This is a genomic window from Boseongicola sp., from assembly GCF_057460485.1.
In genome coordinates this window covers 12,419-27,740 of the sequence record NZ_JBVCWP010000006.1, presented here as the reverse complement: position 1 = coordinate 27,740, position 15,322 = coordinate 12,419, and the positions used below count along the sequence as shown (strand labels likewise).

Genomic DNA, 15,322 nt, shown 5'->3' with positions numbered 1-15,322 from the left:
CACGAGAAGGCTGGCCAGATCGGAACCCTGGCATACGGCGATGGCATTTAGAAAATGCCATCTAGAGTCTAAGAATGAGGAGCGCCTCTCGCATGACCTGCGGGTCGACGTCCACGCCGGTCCAGTATTTGACGCCGATGACGCCCTGCTGCACCAGCATCCCCAACCCGTCGACCGTCTTACACCCGCGTTCCTGCGCTGCCTTCAGCAGGCGGGTCAGTGGTGGGTTGTGGATGCCGTCGGCAACAACCATGTCCGGCGTCAGGCTGTCGGTATCGATGTCGGGTATCGCATTGACGTCGGGATACAACCCGACCGAGGTTGCATGGATCACGATATCGGTGTCTTTTGGCACGGTGAAGGTGCCCTGCCATGGCGCATACACTGCCTGCGTCGCGGTGCGATTTTTTAGCACATCGACAACGGCCTTGCCTCGGTCGGCACTTCGGTTGACGACTGTGATCCGCGCGGCCCCGGCCAAGGCCATTTCGACCGCTACGGCCCGCGCGGCACCACCTGCGCCGAATAGGACAATGGACTTGTCCTTGGGGTCCACCACCTCGCGCAGGGCAGCGACGAAGCCGCGCCCGTCGGTGTTTTCCCCGATCAGCCGGTCGCCGTCGCGTACGATAGTGTTGACGGCACCGATGATCTCCGCCGATGCGCCAAGCCCGTCCAGATACTCGATCACCGCGACCTTATGCGGAATCGAACAGTTGAACCCGCGCCAACCCATCGCCCGCGCGCCCCGCACGGCATCACCGAGATCATCCGGGGCGACCTCGACGTTTATATAGCGCCAGTCGAGGCCGTGATGCTGGTAGGCGGCCTCGATCATGGCGACGGTCGGATTTTCGGCGGCGGGTTGCGCGAATGACCCTGTGAGCGGCAGCAGGAAATTCATTGGTCTGGTCCTTTTTTGGTCAGGTGACGCGCGTGGCGCGCAAGTGCGCCCCAACTCGCAGCGCCTGTGCTGCGATGGTAAGGGCAGGGTTCAGCGCGGCAGAGGACGGAAAGAAGCCCGCATCCACCACATACAGATTGGGATGGTCGTGGGCGCGGCACAGGGCATCCAGTGCAGAGCTCGCCGGATCGTGCCCCATGCGCACGGTGCCACATTGGTGCGATGGGGCTTGAATGCCAAAGCCGTGCCGCAGTACGACCGGAAACCCGGCTCGCCGCAGAACGCGCTTAACATGTCGCACGAAGCGATCGTGCGCAAGCGTTCCGCCGGGGCGGTAATCCACCTCCACCTTGTCACCGTCCAGCAACCGCACGCGGCTGTCGGGGTTCGGCAAATCCTCTGACATGGCCAGCACGTCGACGGAATGGCGGCCCAGCCAGTTGGCCAGTGCCTTCGGCGTGGCGGGATAGGTTGCGCGGATCATCGCACCTTGAATGTTGCCGAGCATCTGGATGTTGCCGCGCGCTTCACTGTCATCCGGCAAGCCGTAGTAAAAATCATTGACGGACAGGGTCTTGGGGAACTTCGTGTCATTCAACGCAAATGGTTTCACTCCCATCAAACCCGTCAAATGATGGTTCATCAGATTACGCCCCACGACTCCGGATCGGTTGGCAAGGCCATCCGGCATGACCTGACTGGCAGATCGCAGCAAGATCAGCGCCGAATTGATCGCCCCCGCGCTCAGAACGAACACCGGCGCTTCGACACGCTGCATCTCGCCGTCCCGGCGTACCTCTGCTGCGACGATATCATGACCCCGATCGTCGGCGATCAGGCGGGTGACCTCCGCACCACGTTCCAGCCGCACGTCTGGATGCGCCAGCAGCGGACGCAGCACGCGGGTTTCAGCGTCGCCCTTGGCATCGAACTGGCAGGCGAAGGCATCGCAGGTGCCGCAACGTTGGCAGGTGCCGCCGGGGCCATAATCCACCGCAGACGGCATATGAAACGGACGCAAGCCCTGCGCGCTCAGTCGGTCCGATAGGGCGGCGATTGTGGGCTCATGCGGGATCGCGGCATGGGGAAAGGCTGCACGGGGCGGCTCTGTTGGGTCGCTGCCCGCCTTGCCGCGCACACCGTAAAGGCGTTCGGCGGCCGTGTAGTGCGATGCAAGTTCGTCGTAACGCACCGGCCAAGCCGGCGACGGCACACCGCCCATCTCCGTGGCCTCGAAGTCGCTTGCGCGAAAGCGGAACATCGCGGTGCCGTAGAATTTTGTATGCCCGCCAACATAGTAATACTGACCGGGCCTGTAGCGCGCACCCCTGGCATCGACCCATTCATCGCGTGTCTTATAGCGGGATTGGACGAACACCGCCTCTGCATCACTATTCTGCGGCTCATTGGGCAGGAAATCACCACGTTCGAGGATAAGGATCTTCGCACCACTGCCTGCCAGTTGATGCGCCACGGCAGACCCGCCCACGCCCGAGCCGATGATCACGATATCCGCACTGATCGTCTGCATCGTCTGTCCCACTTTGCCTACTTCCATGCCAAACTGCAGGACATCGCGCCATTCCCCATTACCGCGAGTTTTTGTATGATTACCGCATTATGGACGAGAAATGATACGCAATTCCCATACCCTTGGCTTATTTCGAGACTGTGGCGATCCCGCCCGACCGGTCCTTGCTGGTCTTTGACCGCCACTTGCCGGAGTTTCGGTTCAACTGGCACTACCGCCCGGAGTTCGAGTTGAGCCTGACTGTCAACAGTCGCGGGATGCGTTTTGTCGGAGATCATGTCGGGCAATATGAAGACGGCTATCTTGTCCTAATCACCCCAAACTTACCGCATGCTTTCCAGTCGCAGCCCTGATCGGTGACGCGATGAACCACCGTGGCGTTGCATGCAGCTTCACCAGGCTGGCCATTCGCAGCAACAGCAAAATCCCAGTTTAGGTGAGCTCACAGAAGCGGAAAAGCTCCGGTTCATTGCCTCGTTCTGAGGCTTGAGCACCCGCGCGCCGCTTATCTAGTAACGTAAACAACTTGGGTCTGCGTCATGAGTATCCACTCAGTTCCGGAGGTCTGCCAGCCTCGGGTCACAATTGGCCTACAACCGACTTCGGCAAATCCAGCCTTGGAATAAAGAGCCCGAGCGCTCGCATTATTTGTTCGACACGCAAGCGCCATGCCCGCAGGTCCAGTCCTCCCCTTCAGGTGCGGTAATGAGGGTATTATCTTCATACGGACCAACTATTCTGCCTCGATAAGTCAAAAAATTTGCCAATACCTATTTTGCCCCTCTTATTCGGGGGCCTCTTTTATCTGCTTTCACAATATCATCAGGCGCACTAGGCATCCCTATCTTCGCTATTCCGGAAAAAAATCATGGCGCAAAAAGCCACCATTTATAAAGTTGAACTTTCCGTTTCCGATATGGATCGTCACTATTATGAGACCCATAAACTGACCGTTGCCAAGCATCCTTCGGAGACGGACGAACGGTTAATGGTGCGTATTCTTGCTTTTGCACTGAATGCCCATGAGCAATTGGAACTCACTAGGGGCCTTTCAACGGATGACGAGCCAGACATTTGGCAGAAAAGCCTGAGTGGCGAGCTTGAGTTGTGGGTCGCGTTGGGACTTCCGGGCGAGAAGATTGTTCGTCAAAGCTGTGGCAAAGCTAACGAGGTGATTGTCTATTGTTACGGCGGCAGGACGGCTGAGATGTGGTGGGAGAAGATCAAAAACAGCACCACCCGGTTTGATAACCTTCAGGTTATAAATTTTTCTGAGAAGGACACCAGCGAACTGGGAAAACAGGCAAGTCGCTCGATGAAGCTGCAGGTTAATATTCAGGACGGTGATGTGATGGTCAGTGTTGATGGTAGCATCGTTTATGTTACCCCGGTCAAATGGAAAGATGCTGATCACTGATCGTCAACCAGCTCACAATGCGCATAAGAGCCCAGAATGTAGAATACTGCGTAGGCGGTGAGATTGTAGTCACTACATGATGAACCTGTTAGCGGTCATCTGCAGAGGTTTGGCAAAAGGTCGCTACGACCGCAGAGCCGCTTGGGCCTTCTATTCTTTAAAGTTGTTCACGCTTACAGGCCCGCCGGACAGTTTAAGATGATTTGATGGGCGAGGATTTCTGGGTGACTTCAGGCTTTGCATTCGATGCGGTACTGGCGCAATCGCAAGCAGTCTCAGCGATAGGATTACCTCATACAGCATGGCTCTGCAGGTCATTGAACAGGGCGGGCTCGCCAGTCCAGTTTGTCAACAAAGCGATAGCAGCGGCCATGCGCTTGAGGCGCAACGCTCGCTGGAACTTGATGGACTTTTGAAGGCTGACCGATGGTGCCGACGGCATCCAAAAGGTCACTATAGCTTTGCGGCTTGAAACAAACATACTACCTCTCTCTCTCAGACAATGCACACACTTCACTTAACACATATTTATTATTGCATGTAATTCTGTCGCAACTCAGGCCGCGGGTCGGCTAACCGGACACTTTCCCGAGGTCGATAGTCAATGACCACCTAGGGCGGAGGGATATGCGGGACAAAGCTGCCGTTCAATACGGTATCACGGACGTCCGACATGCGGACGTCCGTGACGCATGTATTCTTGCGCGCTTCTGCCAAGATTTAGCTGAGACAACTTGCCTTCGGCCCAAACAGGACAGCCGGCATGGTTCCAGTACGACCGGCGTGTGGGCCCCGCCAAGTGTAATTTTGAGGCAATCACCGATCACACCTCACTAGGTATTTATGGACCCTTACTGTGTCTTTGGGCCAAAACCGACCTTTCGGCCGCAAAACGACCTCCTTGAGCCATTTCTGCTCGCCGCTGCCGTCTTCCACGAATGTGAGGGAATAATACCAGGTGACTGTCTTGAGGTCCGGACGCATTGCGTGACCGGCGCAGTCCATTCCAACGCACGCAAGATGCCGTGTTGCTTGATCGCCGCTGGATGTCGGGTACAGATAAATACCTTCGGAGCCCGAAAAAGCTGCAGCGCAATTTCCCTTGTACGGTCATTCGGGGGAAACTCGATAGATCAGTTTTATTCCGGTCGTATGCCACACCCGTTTTGGAGGTTAGGGGTTTGCGTTTCCGGCCCCTCAGAAGAGCTTTCACAGGTTCACATATGCGGATTCTTCGCGCACAGTGCGTGCGTCGCGCACCGCACAAATTGGAGGAATGTGGATGGTCGTTTCTTTGGGCAAAGGTCGCCACTCCTACAAACCGGTTACAGATTGGGCGAAGTTGCCGACGGACATAATGCTGGGCGACGTTGCTGGAATTGCCGTGGACAACAAAGACAGGGTTTACCTTTTCAACCGCGGCAGCAATCCCGTCGTGGTCCTGAACCAAAGAGGAGATGTGTTGTCGAAATGGGGCCAGGGGACCTTTGCGAACCCGCACGGGGCCTCGATCGGGCCCGACCAATGCATCTATCTGACCGATAATTTCGACCACACGGTGCGAAAGTTTACGCTGGATGGAAAGCTCCTTTTGCAAATTGGGACAGCCGGGGTGGGTTCTGGCTTTATGAGCGGCAAGCCCTTTTGCAAGTGCACGCATTCGGCAGTTTCACCGTCTGGCGATATCTTTGTGTCAGATGGATATCAAAACGCCTGTATCCACAAGTTTGACCCCAAGGGCAGATTGTTGAAAAGCTGGGGAACGCCGGGAACAGGACCTGGAGAGTTTAATCTTCCCCATAACATTTGCTGCGACGCCGATGGCTGGATCTACGTCGCGGACCGGGAAAATTCTCGGGTCCAGATATTTGATGAAAATGGCCGGTATGAGACACAGATCAACAACATGCACAGGCCCAGTGGATTGGCGATCACGCCCGGCTCTTGCCCAGACTGTATCGTTGGTGAGTTGGCCTCGTACCTGACGGTCAACCGAGAGTTCCCAAATCTTGGCCCGTTTGTCAGCGTTTTTGATCAACAGAGCAATTTGCTTTCACGGCTTGATGCACAGCAGGGACCGGGTCTGGGTCCGGGTCAATTTCTGTCGCCACACAGCATCGCCTATGACAGCACTGGTGATCTTTATATAGGCGATGTTGTGGACGCGGATTGGGCGCAGGTGATGGGCGATTCTGAGAAACCCGGTCAACCAAGAAGGTTTCAGAAATTCAAACGGGTTGAGAACGCGCAGAGTGAGAGCGAATTAACGCCATTGCAGAGGTGAGGGCGTAGCGCGCTTCAGCCTCTTGGATAGCATCAAATCTGGCGTTCTCGTTTCGGCAGACCGCGGTCTTAAAAAGCCCCTCGGCATTCCTGAGCTGCTTAAAGAACAGAATGCTTGTGTCGATATCTTGGTTTGAAAAATTCAGGATCGGCAACACGCCTTCAAACAGCGCGCGCGCCGCATTGTGATCCCCGCTTTCATAGTGCGTATATATCGCGACATAGACATTTTCCATGCCGGTCGGAATGAACGCGTTCACCCCACGCGCCATTGCGTCCATCAACTGTGTTACGGCCCAGCCACCGCAAACGTTCAGCGCATTATTCGTGGCTTGCAGAACTGCTGAATATTTGGGGCCAGCCTGCTGTGTTTCAATTTTCAACCAGGAGAATTTAGTAAGATTGTCGAAGAGATAAACGATATCGTCGAGGGGCAGGCCGCCGCCCACCCAATCGAGATCCTGAACCATAAGTATTTTGGGCGCGTGGCGGGACAGGTCCTGCAAAAAGGCCAGGCTCTCCCGGCGGTCAAAACCGGTGGGAATTTGCACACAAATTCCTGCCGCGCCGATAGATTTGGCTAATTTCGTCAACGCGAGGCTCGCATCCATATCTGGAGCAGTGACGCTGACGATGAATGGAATCCGCTGCGCGTTGGTCTCTGCCACAGTTTCTGCAAACCGGACCTTTTCTGCCTGGGTCAGTGTCGATTGCTCTCCGGCAACTGCAAGGCCCAGCATGCCGCCACAGCCTGCATTCACGGTGTGGTTGACCAGTTTGCGCAAGGAGTCATGATCAACGGCACCGTCCTTGTCAAAGGGCGTGTTGAGGCTGGGAACAATTCCTTTCATGACCTACCTCCTCAGCGCAATGCGCTGGTTTCGGTCAATGGACGTGACGCGGACAGGCAACCGTATCCGAGCCCGTTGTGCGCAGGCGGATTTGGTCCCGCAAAGCGTTCGTCCATGGGATCTGCGGCAGGTTGGAACCGGGTGTCGCAAGATAGCCGGATCAATCCAGCGCTCGAGTTGTTGTCAAAAGATCCGTGGACGGTGAACATGCCAAAGATCAGGCAATCACCCAGATTAAACTCCGCCGTTAGAAATTTGCTGGTTTTGCGTTGTGCCAGCGTAATTGGGCTTTCTTCGATATGCCCGGGGCGGGACGGTTCACGATCCACATCATGGCCGTCAAACTGTTGTCGAATGTCGGGCCATTTATGAGAGTCCTTCAAGATATACAGGGGTCCGTCGGTCAAACTGATGAGGCATAGCGGGCTCCAACAGGTGACGAGCCGCTTGGATCCGCGGTTCATATAAGGGTGATCGACATGCAGTGGGCTGGTACGCCCCGCGGTCATGGCACGCAACCAGGCAAAGGCAAAATGCTGGGCCGGTTCCTGAAAGAGTTGGCTCATGACGCGCATGATACGTGGCCCGTTGATGACTCTTCGCACGGCTTTGCCTTCGCTGACGGACCGCCAAAAAGTCCCTAGATCATCTGTAGTGGGATAGGTTTCTCGTCGCCGAGACGTGCCGGACGCCAGGCCGCATTTGACAGGGTCCTTAACCTCGCCAACTTCTGCAAGCCGATGCAGGACCTCTAGTCGTGCGGCGTCGACTTCGACCGGATCATGCACGCCACGCAAAAAAAGATAGCCGTTGTCACTTAATTGTTGCGCAATATCGCCATTCACGTCAGCGGAGCGTAATTCATCCAACGATGACTCAGGAACTACCGCGCCGTTCACAGTCAACGAATGTTTGGATGTCTGCATCATTGTGATCCTTCCGTTGATTGCGTCGATCCTGAGCCTAGCAGGGCATCCACTTCGGCAGCAGTCGGCAAAGTCTCATCGTGTATCGGACGACTCACTTTCAAGGATGCGGCGGCATTTGCCCAGTGGACCGCTTCATTTTCCGAACACCCATTGGACAGCGCCAATGCGAATGCGCCATGCCAGACGTCACCGGCACCAAGCGTATTCACCGCCGTTGTCGGATACGTCGGAATCTCGGTCAAACACCGCCCATCGTGGCACAATACCGGCAGAGGGCCTCGGGTTACTGCACACCAGTTTCCAAGCCGCTTTTGGGCCAATGTCAGGGCCGCTGCGTCGCTGCCACCGCAATAATCGGCCAGGCCCTGCTCAGAGAAAACAACATGGCTGGCGAGGGCGAGCACCTGTGCTGCGTGGGCAACCGGAGCCTCTGCGTCGACAACAGCCGGTTTGCCAATGCGGCGTGCGGCCTTCACGATCAGTGCTGCACCCTCGGACCACCGCGTGTCGACAAGTGCCGCATCAAACTGAAATTCAGGCGGCAGGGCGAAATCGCAAGGGATAAGCGCGGAATCGCGGTGGTTGATGACTGTCCGATCGCCATCGGGCGTTAACATATTCGCGGATCGAGACGTTGGAATCCTTGGAATCGTGCTAACAAACTGGTCGTCAATCCGGCGGTCCGCCATCTTCTTGCGCAGGAACGCGCCCGATGCGTCGTCGCCGATGGCACCTGCAAGGCTGGCATCACCACCAAGGCTGGCGATCGTCGAAGCCGCGTTCAGGGCTCCGCCACCGGTGGTCATGTGGGATCCGGTTGCCCGGTTCTTTGTGCCCTTCACCGGAAATTCTGCGACGTCGAACACCAGATCCGCAGCGATTAAACCTGCGCAAATAATCCTTGGCATTGCATGCAATTCCCCATCCGATGCAGCCTTTGGACGGTGACCGCATTCCTAACATGTTACGTTTACAATCAACCCGCAACCAATAGTATGATCTGCAGTAGCGGCAGCGAATCTGACGACAACGAATGGGTACGAACATCAAACATTTTGGAATCTCTGCAGCATTGCTGACCCCGTTTCATTCGGATGGCAGCCTGAACCTGTCGCTTTTTTGCGGGCATGCGAATTCGATGCTGCAAAGCGGCGCGAACGGCGTCACGCCTTTTGGCACCACGGGCGAAGGCGCCTCTATCGCCTTTAGTGAGAGATCGGGCGCAATTGCGGCCTTAATCGACAGCGGTATCCCAAGCAGCAAGATCACTCTTGGCTTATGCGGTTCCGCAATCGGGGATGTGGTGGCACAAGTCCAACAAGGCGTTGGGTTTGGTATAACGAATTTTCTGCTTTTGCCGCCGTTCTATTTTAAGGATTTGGACGATGTCGGTTTGTCCGAGTGGCACGTAAAGCTATTCGAAGCGGCTGATACGCAGGCCAAGTTTATCCTCTATCATATCCCGCAAGTGACACATGTTCCGTTGTCACTCAATCTCGTCAAACGTCTGCACACGGCCTTCCCCGACCGCATTTTGGCGATCAAGGACAGCGCCGGACAATGGGATAACACCAGCGCACTGTTGAAAAGCGGTGAAATACCGGTTCTGGTCGGAGATGAACGGCTATTGCACAAAGCAGCAGCGATGGGCGGTGCCGGATCAATTTGCGGACTGGCCAACCTGTACCCACAGCGCGTGCGCACTTTGTTCGACACACATGTCGAGGATACTGCGTTGTCCTCTGACGTGGATTTGATTGTGTCGGTTCCGGTTATTCCGGCGTTGAAACAAGCCATGATGGCCAAAACCGGAAACGCAAGCTGGGGCAATGTTCGCGCGCCGCTACAAGCGCTGACGGGCGAAGCCCACACGGCGATCGCGGCAAGGTTTCCCGAGCGCGAGACCACATAGAGACTGGCCCGCCCTTATTAGAGGGCAGCTTTCAACTGGTGCCTTGTGTCGCTTAAGTTCGACCACAATCACGTGGAGACGTGGCTGACTTCTTTATCCGGTGAGTAGATGTCGAGGATATTCCAATGCCGGTTGTTGGCGTTGGATTGTTAATCATCGCCATGGCGCATTAGCCGAGATAACCGAATATCCGTGGCAGCCAGAGCACGAGTTCAGGCACCAAGATCAGAACGAGGAGTGCCGCGATAAGTACCGCGAGGAAGGGCAAGACTTCGCGGATGATCTCGCCCAGCGGGATGCGGGTTACGGCGTTGATCACGAACAGAAGAATGCCGTAGGGTGGCGTGATCAGGCCGATCATACAGTTGACGACTGCGACGACGCCGAAGTGGACCAGATCGATTCCAAGCTCGCGGCAGGTCGGCAGGAACAGCGGGATGATCACCAGTATGATCGTTGTGGCGTCAAGTACGCAGCCCAGCAGCAGGATCAGCACATTGACCCCGAGCAGGAAAATGATCGGTTCGACGTCGAGCCCGACCAGCGCATCGGCCAACATTCCGGGGATGTTTTCTGAGGCGACGACAAAGTTGAGGATCAGCGCGCCGCCGATCACTAGCCCCACCGCCGCCGACGACCGGGCGCTCTCGACAAGGATGCGATAGAAGGCATGGATGCTGAGCGCGCGGTAGAACGCTGACGCCAGAATCAGCGCATAGAACGCAGCGACGGCGGCCGCTTCGGTCGGCGTGGTGACGCCGCCGTAGATACCGTAGAGCAAGATCCCGGGCATCAGCAGCGCCGGGAAGGCATTGACCGTCAATGCCGGCAATTCGCGAAGTGGTACGGGTTCCTCAGTCAGGAACCCACGCTGGAGCGAGATGAAATAATTCATCCCCATCAGAACGGCCCCCATAAACAACCCCGGCACGATGCCGCCCAGAAACAGAAAGCCGATCGAAGTGTTCGAGACGAGCGCGTAAAGCACCATCGGGATTGAGGGCGGTATGATTGGGCCGATGGTTGCCGAGGCTGCGGTGATCGCGGCGGCGTATCCCCGGGTGTAGTGGCCCGATTTGGTCATCATCTCGATGATGATTTTGCCGATACCAGCAGCGTCCGCGATAGCAGAGCCGGACATGCCAGAAAAGATCAGCGATGCCACCACGTTGACGTGCCCCAGCCCGCCCTTGAATCGGCCGACAAGACCGACGCAGAACCCCAGCAGCCGGTCCGATATCGTGCCGGCGTTCATGATGTTCGCGGCGACAATGAACAGCGGTACGGCAAGCAGAATAAAGCTGTTATAAAGCCCATCCATCAGTACCTTGCCCGCGATACCTACGCCGGCGCCGCTTGCGGTTAGATACACGAACGAGGCGAGCAGGATCGCATAGGCAATCGGTGTGCCGATCCCAGCCATTATGAACAGCGTGAACAGGCAAAGCCCGAATTCAAGTGTCATTTCTCGAAATCCTCGGGCCGTCGTCAGACGATGCGGCAAGTTCGTCGTAATGGTGCAGATCGGCATCTGCGCCATTGCGGATGATATCCCAGGTGCGCCAAGCATAGCGCAGCGCCACGACCAACAGGAATGCGAAGTAGATCGAATAAACGTGGCGCACCCGAATCCAGTCGCCGAAGACGTTTGACAGGGTCGGTGTCTTCTTCAGGCGCAGTATATGGAACTTGTCCCAGGTCGGCTCTAGCGACAACAACAACCCGACGCAGATAGCAACGGATGCGATAATAGCGAACCACTTGCGCAGCCGTGGGTTCACGCTGGTGTAGACGATATCGAAAATCACATGGTCGCGTTGGCGCACGATAAAGGAATTGCCCCAGAAAACGATCCACACCCACATCAATAGGCAGAATTCCAGCGTCCAGCCATGGCGGTTGGGGTCAAGGAACGGCACAGCCTCGGCGATCCATTCGGCGCGCGCGGTGTAGCGCACGGTGACCTGCAGGATGAATGTCGCAAACATGGCGGCCATCATCATGGCCGCCACGAATTCTGTTCCACGGGTTATTCCGTTAAATATCGGTTTCACCGGATCCCGCGCGCTGTCGTTCTCAGATCAGTTTCCGAGCGCATTGATTTTGTCCAGCACGCCTTCGGGCCAATCAGCCGAAGCGTCGGTGGTCAGGTACATCGACTGAACATGGCTGCGGAAGGCGGCCATGTCTGGCTCGTAGATTTCCAGACCTTTTTCCGTCAGAAAGGCCCCTAGTTCGGCCTCTTTTTGAAGCTGGATCTGACGCCCGCTTTCGGCAGCAGCATCAGCCGCGGCCTGAACAATGGCCTGCTGATCGGCGGACAGACCGTCCCAGACAGCTTTCGAAAAGGCAACATAGTTTAAGTCAACCAGATGCGCTGTCAGGACGATCTGGTTGGTGACTTCGTAGAACTTGGCGTCAACCACAGTCGGAAGCGGGTTGTCCTGACCATCTACTGAGCCAGTCGAAAGCGCTGTATAGACTTCCGTGAAGGCCATCGGAGTCGGGTTGGCACCCAGCGCTTTACCCAGGAACTGCCATGCATCGGTGCCCGGCATCCGCAGGTTCACGCCAGCCAGATCCGCAGGTGTCATCACAGTCAGCTCTTCTTTGGTCTGACGCAGGTTTACGTGGCGCTGGCCGAGATACATCACGCTCAGCAGTTTGACGCCAAGCTCGTCTTCGACCGTCTGCTTAAATGGCTCCATAAGCGCATCGTTGAAGACCGCAACTTGATGCGCGGCGTCCTGGTGGACATAGCCGGTAGCGAAAATCGAGAATTCAGGGAAGAATTGCGCTAGTTCCTGCGCCGAGGTGATCGACATTTCCAGGTCACCAGAAGCAATGGCTTCCAGCTCGGAGTTCTGCGCGATCAATGAGCCATTGTAGTGCGGCTCATAGGTAGCAAATTCGGCGACGGCAGGGGCGAACACCTCTTCTAGGGCGATAGAGCGCTGGTCGGTGGCCGAGGCCGGGGTCGACATGCGTAGGGTCAGCAAATGGCTGTCGGCAAATGCCGGGGCACCAAGGCCCACCGCAAGGCCGAGTGCGGTCAGCGATGCAAAAGCGACGCGGCGATTCAATTTTTTGATCATTGTATTCCTCCTTTGTTTAGGACGTTTATAACGCGATAATTTCAGTTAAGGTGAATTTTTTCGTTTAACAAAATAATTTGTTAAACGTCAGATATTTTAGATGGTTCGCGGACCTACCAATTCATCCGCGCTGGTCATCTCGGACTGCTTGTTTCGACCGGGGATCATTTCTGAGTTGCCCGTGCTTGCAGAGGTCGCAATCGCCTCGACCACTTCTGACGACTGCATTCCCACGACACCCGAGACCAGCGGCGCATCGTGCCAACGGATAACTCGTCATGATGGACAGGCCGTTGCATGTGCCGCCGCCGCCCCGCACTGCCTGATAGATAAGGTCCCGTTGCGGAAAGACCAGAAAGCCCAACAGCACCTCGCCGTTTTTGACATAGGCCAGTGAAGTACCCCGGGGCGGAAGTCCCGCCTTGAAATTCGAGGCTCTGTCGATGGGGTCCGCCACCGAAAGCGATGTCGCAGCCACCCCCCGGTTTGGTGCTTTGCGCGGCGACACAGCAGGATTCCGCGCTGCGTGCGCTCACAGCAAAAATTCTGCGCTTGTGCATTGGGCTCTGAGCAGCCATCCGCCGCGCCCTTCATCAATGTCCGCTCTGCCGAGAGGCTGTGTTAAAACTCGGGATTCTTCATGATTTCGCGCCGCTCGTTTTCGGGATTGCTAAATTGATGGTTCAGCTCGACTGGAGAGCGCCTGAATCTGGCAATTTTTGGCATTTGTAAAAGCCCTTGATAGCTTTCGCACGGCCTCCGGACAAACCGGACTTGTGCAGGTGCAACGAATGCACGTGCAGAAATCTCCGAAACTTGTTCGCGGATGCGGAAAAAGATGCTTTGCAACGCAAGAAGATGCCTGAGTCCGGCCATTCAACCAGGTGATCCCGACAGATATCAAGCTACAATTTTGCTGAGACTGACACCAAAAGGCAGGACGGGGAGCACCGTACGGCTTTGGAAAGGTAGCATCTGATTTCAGCGCATAGCGACAATGGTGACGCGTGCATATTCTACATTTCAATTCTGGCCGCTTTGACCCGGACCGACCGTTTAGCAAGAAATCTTGGATACGTTGCCCACGCCCAGCAATGTTGCCTTATCCAATAGGTCTCAATCGAGGTCTGCCCCAGAAGTTCTATGCGGTCTTCTTGACCGCCGCTCATGCAATCAAAAGTGTAGGGCTTCAATAGTTACCCACATTGCTTCGTGGCGCGATGTACTGGAAACTTGATGGTCGATCCATGAACCAGCTTCTTTGCGTAACCGGCGGGCGTGCGACAGATACTCATATGTTGTCGAGCCGCAAAAACACCATTTGACCTCAATTGGCACTCGCCAGCCCCTAGGGGAAAGTTATGCCTGTAGACTAGACATTGGCTCATCAACACGCTGGCGTCGGGCTCTGAAAAGGTTGGGCGGTTCACCGTATGTTTTTCTGAACCAGCGACTGAAATGAGCTCCGTCTGAAAATCCGCATTCCAGCGAAATTTGCGTGATCGTTCGCGTGGTGTTGATCAACAACCAATGGCCGTGCGTCAGACGCATGCTTCGGCAGATCGCTGAGGGAGGCTCGTGGGCATGTTTTTTGAAAGCTCTGTTGAGTTCACGTTCAGACGTGTTCAATCGCTCAGCCAGACCTGCGACGCTGTAGGGGTTCGAAAAGTTCCTTTCCATCAGGGTGACCGCTTGTTCAACCCGCCAGTTCCCGCAGGATGTAAGATACCCAAACGGCCGCTGCGGCATGTGATGCGACGTTCGTTGGCGATCAACCAGCAAGGATGTCAGGGCTTTGATGGCGCGAGCCTTGCCGCAATGATTTTCGATCAGGTTAAAGGCGAGATCAATCGCCGAGGTGCCACCGGGGCAAGTAATTATCCCGTTGTCATCGAGATAGATCAGATCTGACTGTGTCCGGGTATCAGGAAAGAGGCGCTGAAACTGGGCGCGATGTTCAACGTGAATAACGCAACTTTTGCCACGCAACAGACCTGCACGCCCGAGGATGAAACTCCCTGTACACAGGCTAATGATCTTGGTGCCGTTTGCATGCGCAGCGCGCAGATAGTCAAACGTTTCATCAGGCAAATCCAGGCTCCATGGCAACTGGCCGCCGACCACAATCAGATAATCCACGTCCGTGGCCTCGCTAAAGGATGCGTTGGGCGTGATGGATATACCGCAACTGGCTTCGATTGGCTCCAGATTTGGCGCGGCGACGGCCCACTGGCAATAGATCTGCCTGCCAAAATCGGCCTCGTCTGCGGCGTGGCGAAGGCAGTCAATGAAGCCCGCAAACGACACAAGGGTGAAGCGGGGCGCCAGAATAAATGAAACGCGCAGATCAGGTTCTATCGTCGGCGCGGGCGGCGGTGGTGGGAAGATGTTTTGCATGTT

Annotated in this window: 15 protein-coding genes; 4 read left to right on the top strand and 11 right to left on the bottom strand. The window is 56.0% G+C overall.

Features of this window, described 5'->3' with window-relative positions; all coding sequences use genetic code 11:
- Positions 1-61: 61 nt before the first annotated feature.
- Both aroE and AC221Y_RS02200 read right to left on the bottom strand, forming a co-directional pair.
- Positions 62-904 carry a shikimate dehydrogenase gene (aroE, locus tag AC221Y_RS02205; RefSeq protein WP_299752320.1) on the bottom strand — a complete coding sequence of 281 codons (843 nt, stop codon included), beginning with the start codon at positions 902-904 and terminating at the stop codon, positions 62-64.
- Positions 905-923: 19 nt separating this feature from the next.
- The gene (locus tag AC221Y_RS02200) at positions 924-2,462 is read right to left on the bottom strand and encodes a GMC oxidoreductase (RefSeq protein ID WP_486706715.1); all 1,539 of its coding nucleotides are present in this window, start codon (positions 2,460-2,462) and stop codon (positions 924-926) included.
- A 95-nt stretch (positions 2,463-2,557) separates the two neighbouring features.
- On the opposite strand from AC221Y_RS02200, the gene AC221Y_RS02195 reads away from it, so the two are divergent.
- The 3 genes from AC221Y_RS02195 (at position 2,558) to AC221Y_RS02185 (ending at position 6,136) form a co-directional block, all read left to right on the top strand.
- Positions 2,558-2,788: a cupin domain-containing protein gene (locus AC221Y_RS02195; RefSeq protein ID WP_299755993.1), complete on the top strand. Its 231-nt coding sequence runs from the start codon at positions 2,558-2,560 to the stop codon at positions 2,786-2,788.
- Between the two features lie 515 nt (positions 2,789-3,303).
- Positions 3,304-3,852 (top strand): YaeQ family protein, encoded by a 549-nt coding sequence (locus AC221Y_RS02190; RefSeq protein ID WP_299755996.1) that lies wholly within the window; start codon positions 3,304-3,306, stop codon positions 3,850-3,852.
- A gap of 1,282 nt (positions 3,853-5,134) precedes the next feature.
- Positions 5,135-6,136, top strand: a complete 1,002-nt coding sequence (locus AC221Y_RS02185; protein WP_299755999.1) for a peptidyl-alpha-hydroxyglycine alpha-amidating lyase family protein — start codon at positions 5,135-5,137, stop codon at positions 6,134-6,136.
- On the opposite strand, the gene AC221Y_RS02180 is transcribed toward AC221Y_RS02185, so the two are convergent.
- From AC221Y_RS02180 to AC221Y_RS02170, 3 genes are read right to left on the bottom strand one after another with little or no spacing between them, the layout of a single operon-like run.
- On the bottom strand, positions 6,081-6,986 hold the full coding sequence (locus AC221Y_RS02180; protein WP_486706714.1) for a dihydrodipicolinate synthase family protein: 906 nt from the start codon (positions 6,984-6,986) through the stop codon (positions 6,081-6,083). The genes AC221Y_RS02185 and AC221Y_RS02180 overlap by 56 nt on opposite strands.
- An 11-nt stretch (positions 6,987-6,997) precedes the next feature.
- Positions 6,998-7,912 carry a phytanoyl-CoA dioxygenase family protein gene (locus AC221Y_RS02175; protein WP_486706713.1) on the bottom strand — a complete coding sequence of 305 codons (915 nt, stop codon included), beginning with the start codon at positions 7,910-7,912 and terminating at the stop codon, positions 6,998-7,000.
- Positions 7,912-8,823, bottom strand: a complete 912-nt coding sequence (locus AC221Y_RS02170) for a PfkB family carbohydrate kinase (RefSeq protein WP_299756008.1) — start codon at positions 8,821-8,823, stop codon at positions 7,912-7,914. Before AC221Y_RS02170 ends, AC221Y_RS02175 begins: the two co-directional genes overlap by 1 nt.
- Before the next feature lie 125 nt (positions 8,824-8,948).
- On the opposite strand from AC221Y_RS02170, the gene AC221Y_RS02165 reads away from it, so the two are divergent.
- Entirely contained in the window at positions 8,949-9,827 is an 879-nt protein-coding gene (locus AC221Y_RS02165; RefSeq protein WP_486706712.1) for a dihydrodipicolinate synthase family protein, read from the top strand.
- Positions 9,828-9,996: 169 nt separating this feature from the next.
- Here AC221Y_RS02165 and AC221Y_RS02160 read toward each other — a convergent pair whose 3' ends face one another.
- The 6 genes from AC221Y_RS02160 to AC221Y_RS02135 form a co-directional block, all read right to left on the bottom strand.
- Complete coding sequence (locus AC221Y_RS02160; RefSeq protein WP_486706711.1) at positions 9,997-11,292, bottom strand: TRAP transporter large permease; 1,296 nt, start codon at positions 11,290-11,292, stop codon at positions 9,997-9,999.
- Complete coding sequence (locus AC221Y_RS02155; protein WP_486706710.1) at positions 11,282-11,881, bottom strand: TRAP transporter small permease; 600 nt, start codon at positions 11,879-11,881, stop codon at positions 11,282-11,284. The genes AC221Y_RS02160 and AC221Y_RS02155 overlap by 11 nt, the downstream gene beginning before the upstream one ends.
- Before the next feature lie 27 nt (positions 11,882-11,908).
- The gene (gene dctP / locus AC221Y_RS02150; protein WP_299755140.1) at positions 11,909-12,922 is read right to left on the bottom strand and encodes a TRAP transporter substrate-binding protein DctP; all 1,014 of its coding nucleotides are present in this window, start codon (positions 12,920-12,922) and stop codon (positions 11,909-11,911) included.
- A 121-nt stretch (positions 12,923-13,043) separates the two neighbouring features.
- Positions 13,044-13,379: an inositol monophosphatase family protein gene (locus AC221Y_RS02145; protein ID WP_366141735.1), complete on the bottom strand. Its 336-nt coding sequence runs from the start codon at positions 13,377-13,379 to the stop codon at positions 13,044-13,046.
- A 164-nt stretch (positions 13,380-13,543) separates the two neighbouring features.
- Positions 13,544-13,798 carry a hypothetical protein gene (locus AC221Y_RS02140; protein WP_486706709.1) on the bottom strand — a complete coding sequence of 85 codons (255 nt, stop codon included), beginning with the start codon at positions 13,796-13,798 and terminating at the stop codon, positions 13,544-13,546.
- 483 nt (positions 13,799-14,281) lie between these two features.
- Entirely contained in the window at positions 14,282-15,319 is a 1,038-nt protein-coding gene (locus AC221Y_RS02135; RefSeq protein WP_299755138.1) for a GlxA family transcriptional regulator, read from the bottom strand.
- Positions 15,320-15,322: the final 3 nt, after the last annotated feature.

Coding starts and splice junctions, on each gene's coding strand:
- AC221Y_RS02160 (WP_486706711.1), bottom strand. CDS start 11,292: ATGACACTTGAATTCGGGCTTTGCCTGTTCACGCTGTTCATAATGGCT.
- AC221Y_RS02180 (WP_486706714.1), bottom strand. CDS start 6,986: ATGAAAGGAATTGTTCCCAGCCTCAACACGCCCTTTGACAAGGACGGT.
- AC221Y_RS02190 (WP_299755996.1), top strand. CDS start 3,304: ATGGCGCAAAAAGCCACCATTTATAAAGTTGAACTTTCCGTTTCCGAT.
- AC221Y_RS02185 (WP_299755999.1), top strand. CDS start 5,135: ATGGTCGTTTCTTTGGGCAAAGGTCGCCACTCCTACAAACCGGTTACA.
- AC221Y_RS02165 (WP_486706712.1), top strand. CDS start 8,949: ATGGGTACGAACATCAAACATTTTGGAATCTCTGCAGCATTGCTGACC.
- AC221Y_RS02140 (WP_486706709.1), bottom strand. CDS start 13,798: ATGGCCGGACTCAGGCATCTTCTTGCGTTGCAAAGCATCTTTTTCCGC.
- AC221Y_RS02135 (WP_299755138.1), bottom strand. CDS start 15,319: ATGCAAAACATCTTCCCACCACCGCCGCCCGCGCCGACGATAGAACCT.
- AC221Y_RS02200 (WP_486706715.1), bottom strand. CDS start 2,462: ATGGAAGTAGGCAAAGTGGGACAGACGATGCAGACGATCAGTGCGGAT.
- dctP (WP_299755140.1), bottom strand. CDS start 12,922: ATGATCAAAAAATTGAATCGCCGCGTCGCTTTTGCATCGCTGACCGCA.
- AC221Y_RS02170 (WP_299756008.1), bottom strand. CDS start 8,823: ATGCCAAGGATTATTTGCGCAGGTTTAATCGCTGCGGATCTGGTGTTC.
- AC221Y_RS02175 (WP_486706713.1), bottom strand. CDS start 7,912: ATGCAGACATCCAAACATTCGTTGACTGTGAACGGCGCGGTAGTTCCT.
- aroE (WP_299752320.1), bottom strand. CDS start 904: ATGAATTTCCTGCTGCCGCTCACAGGGTCATTCGCGCAACCCGCCGCC.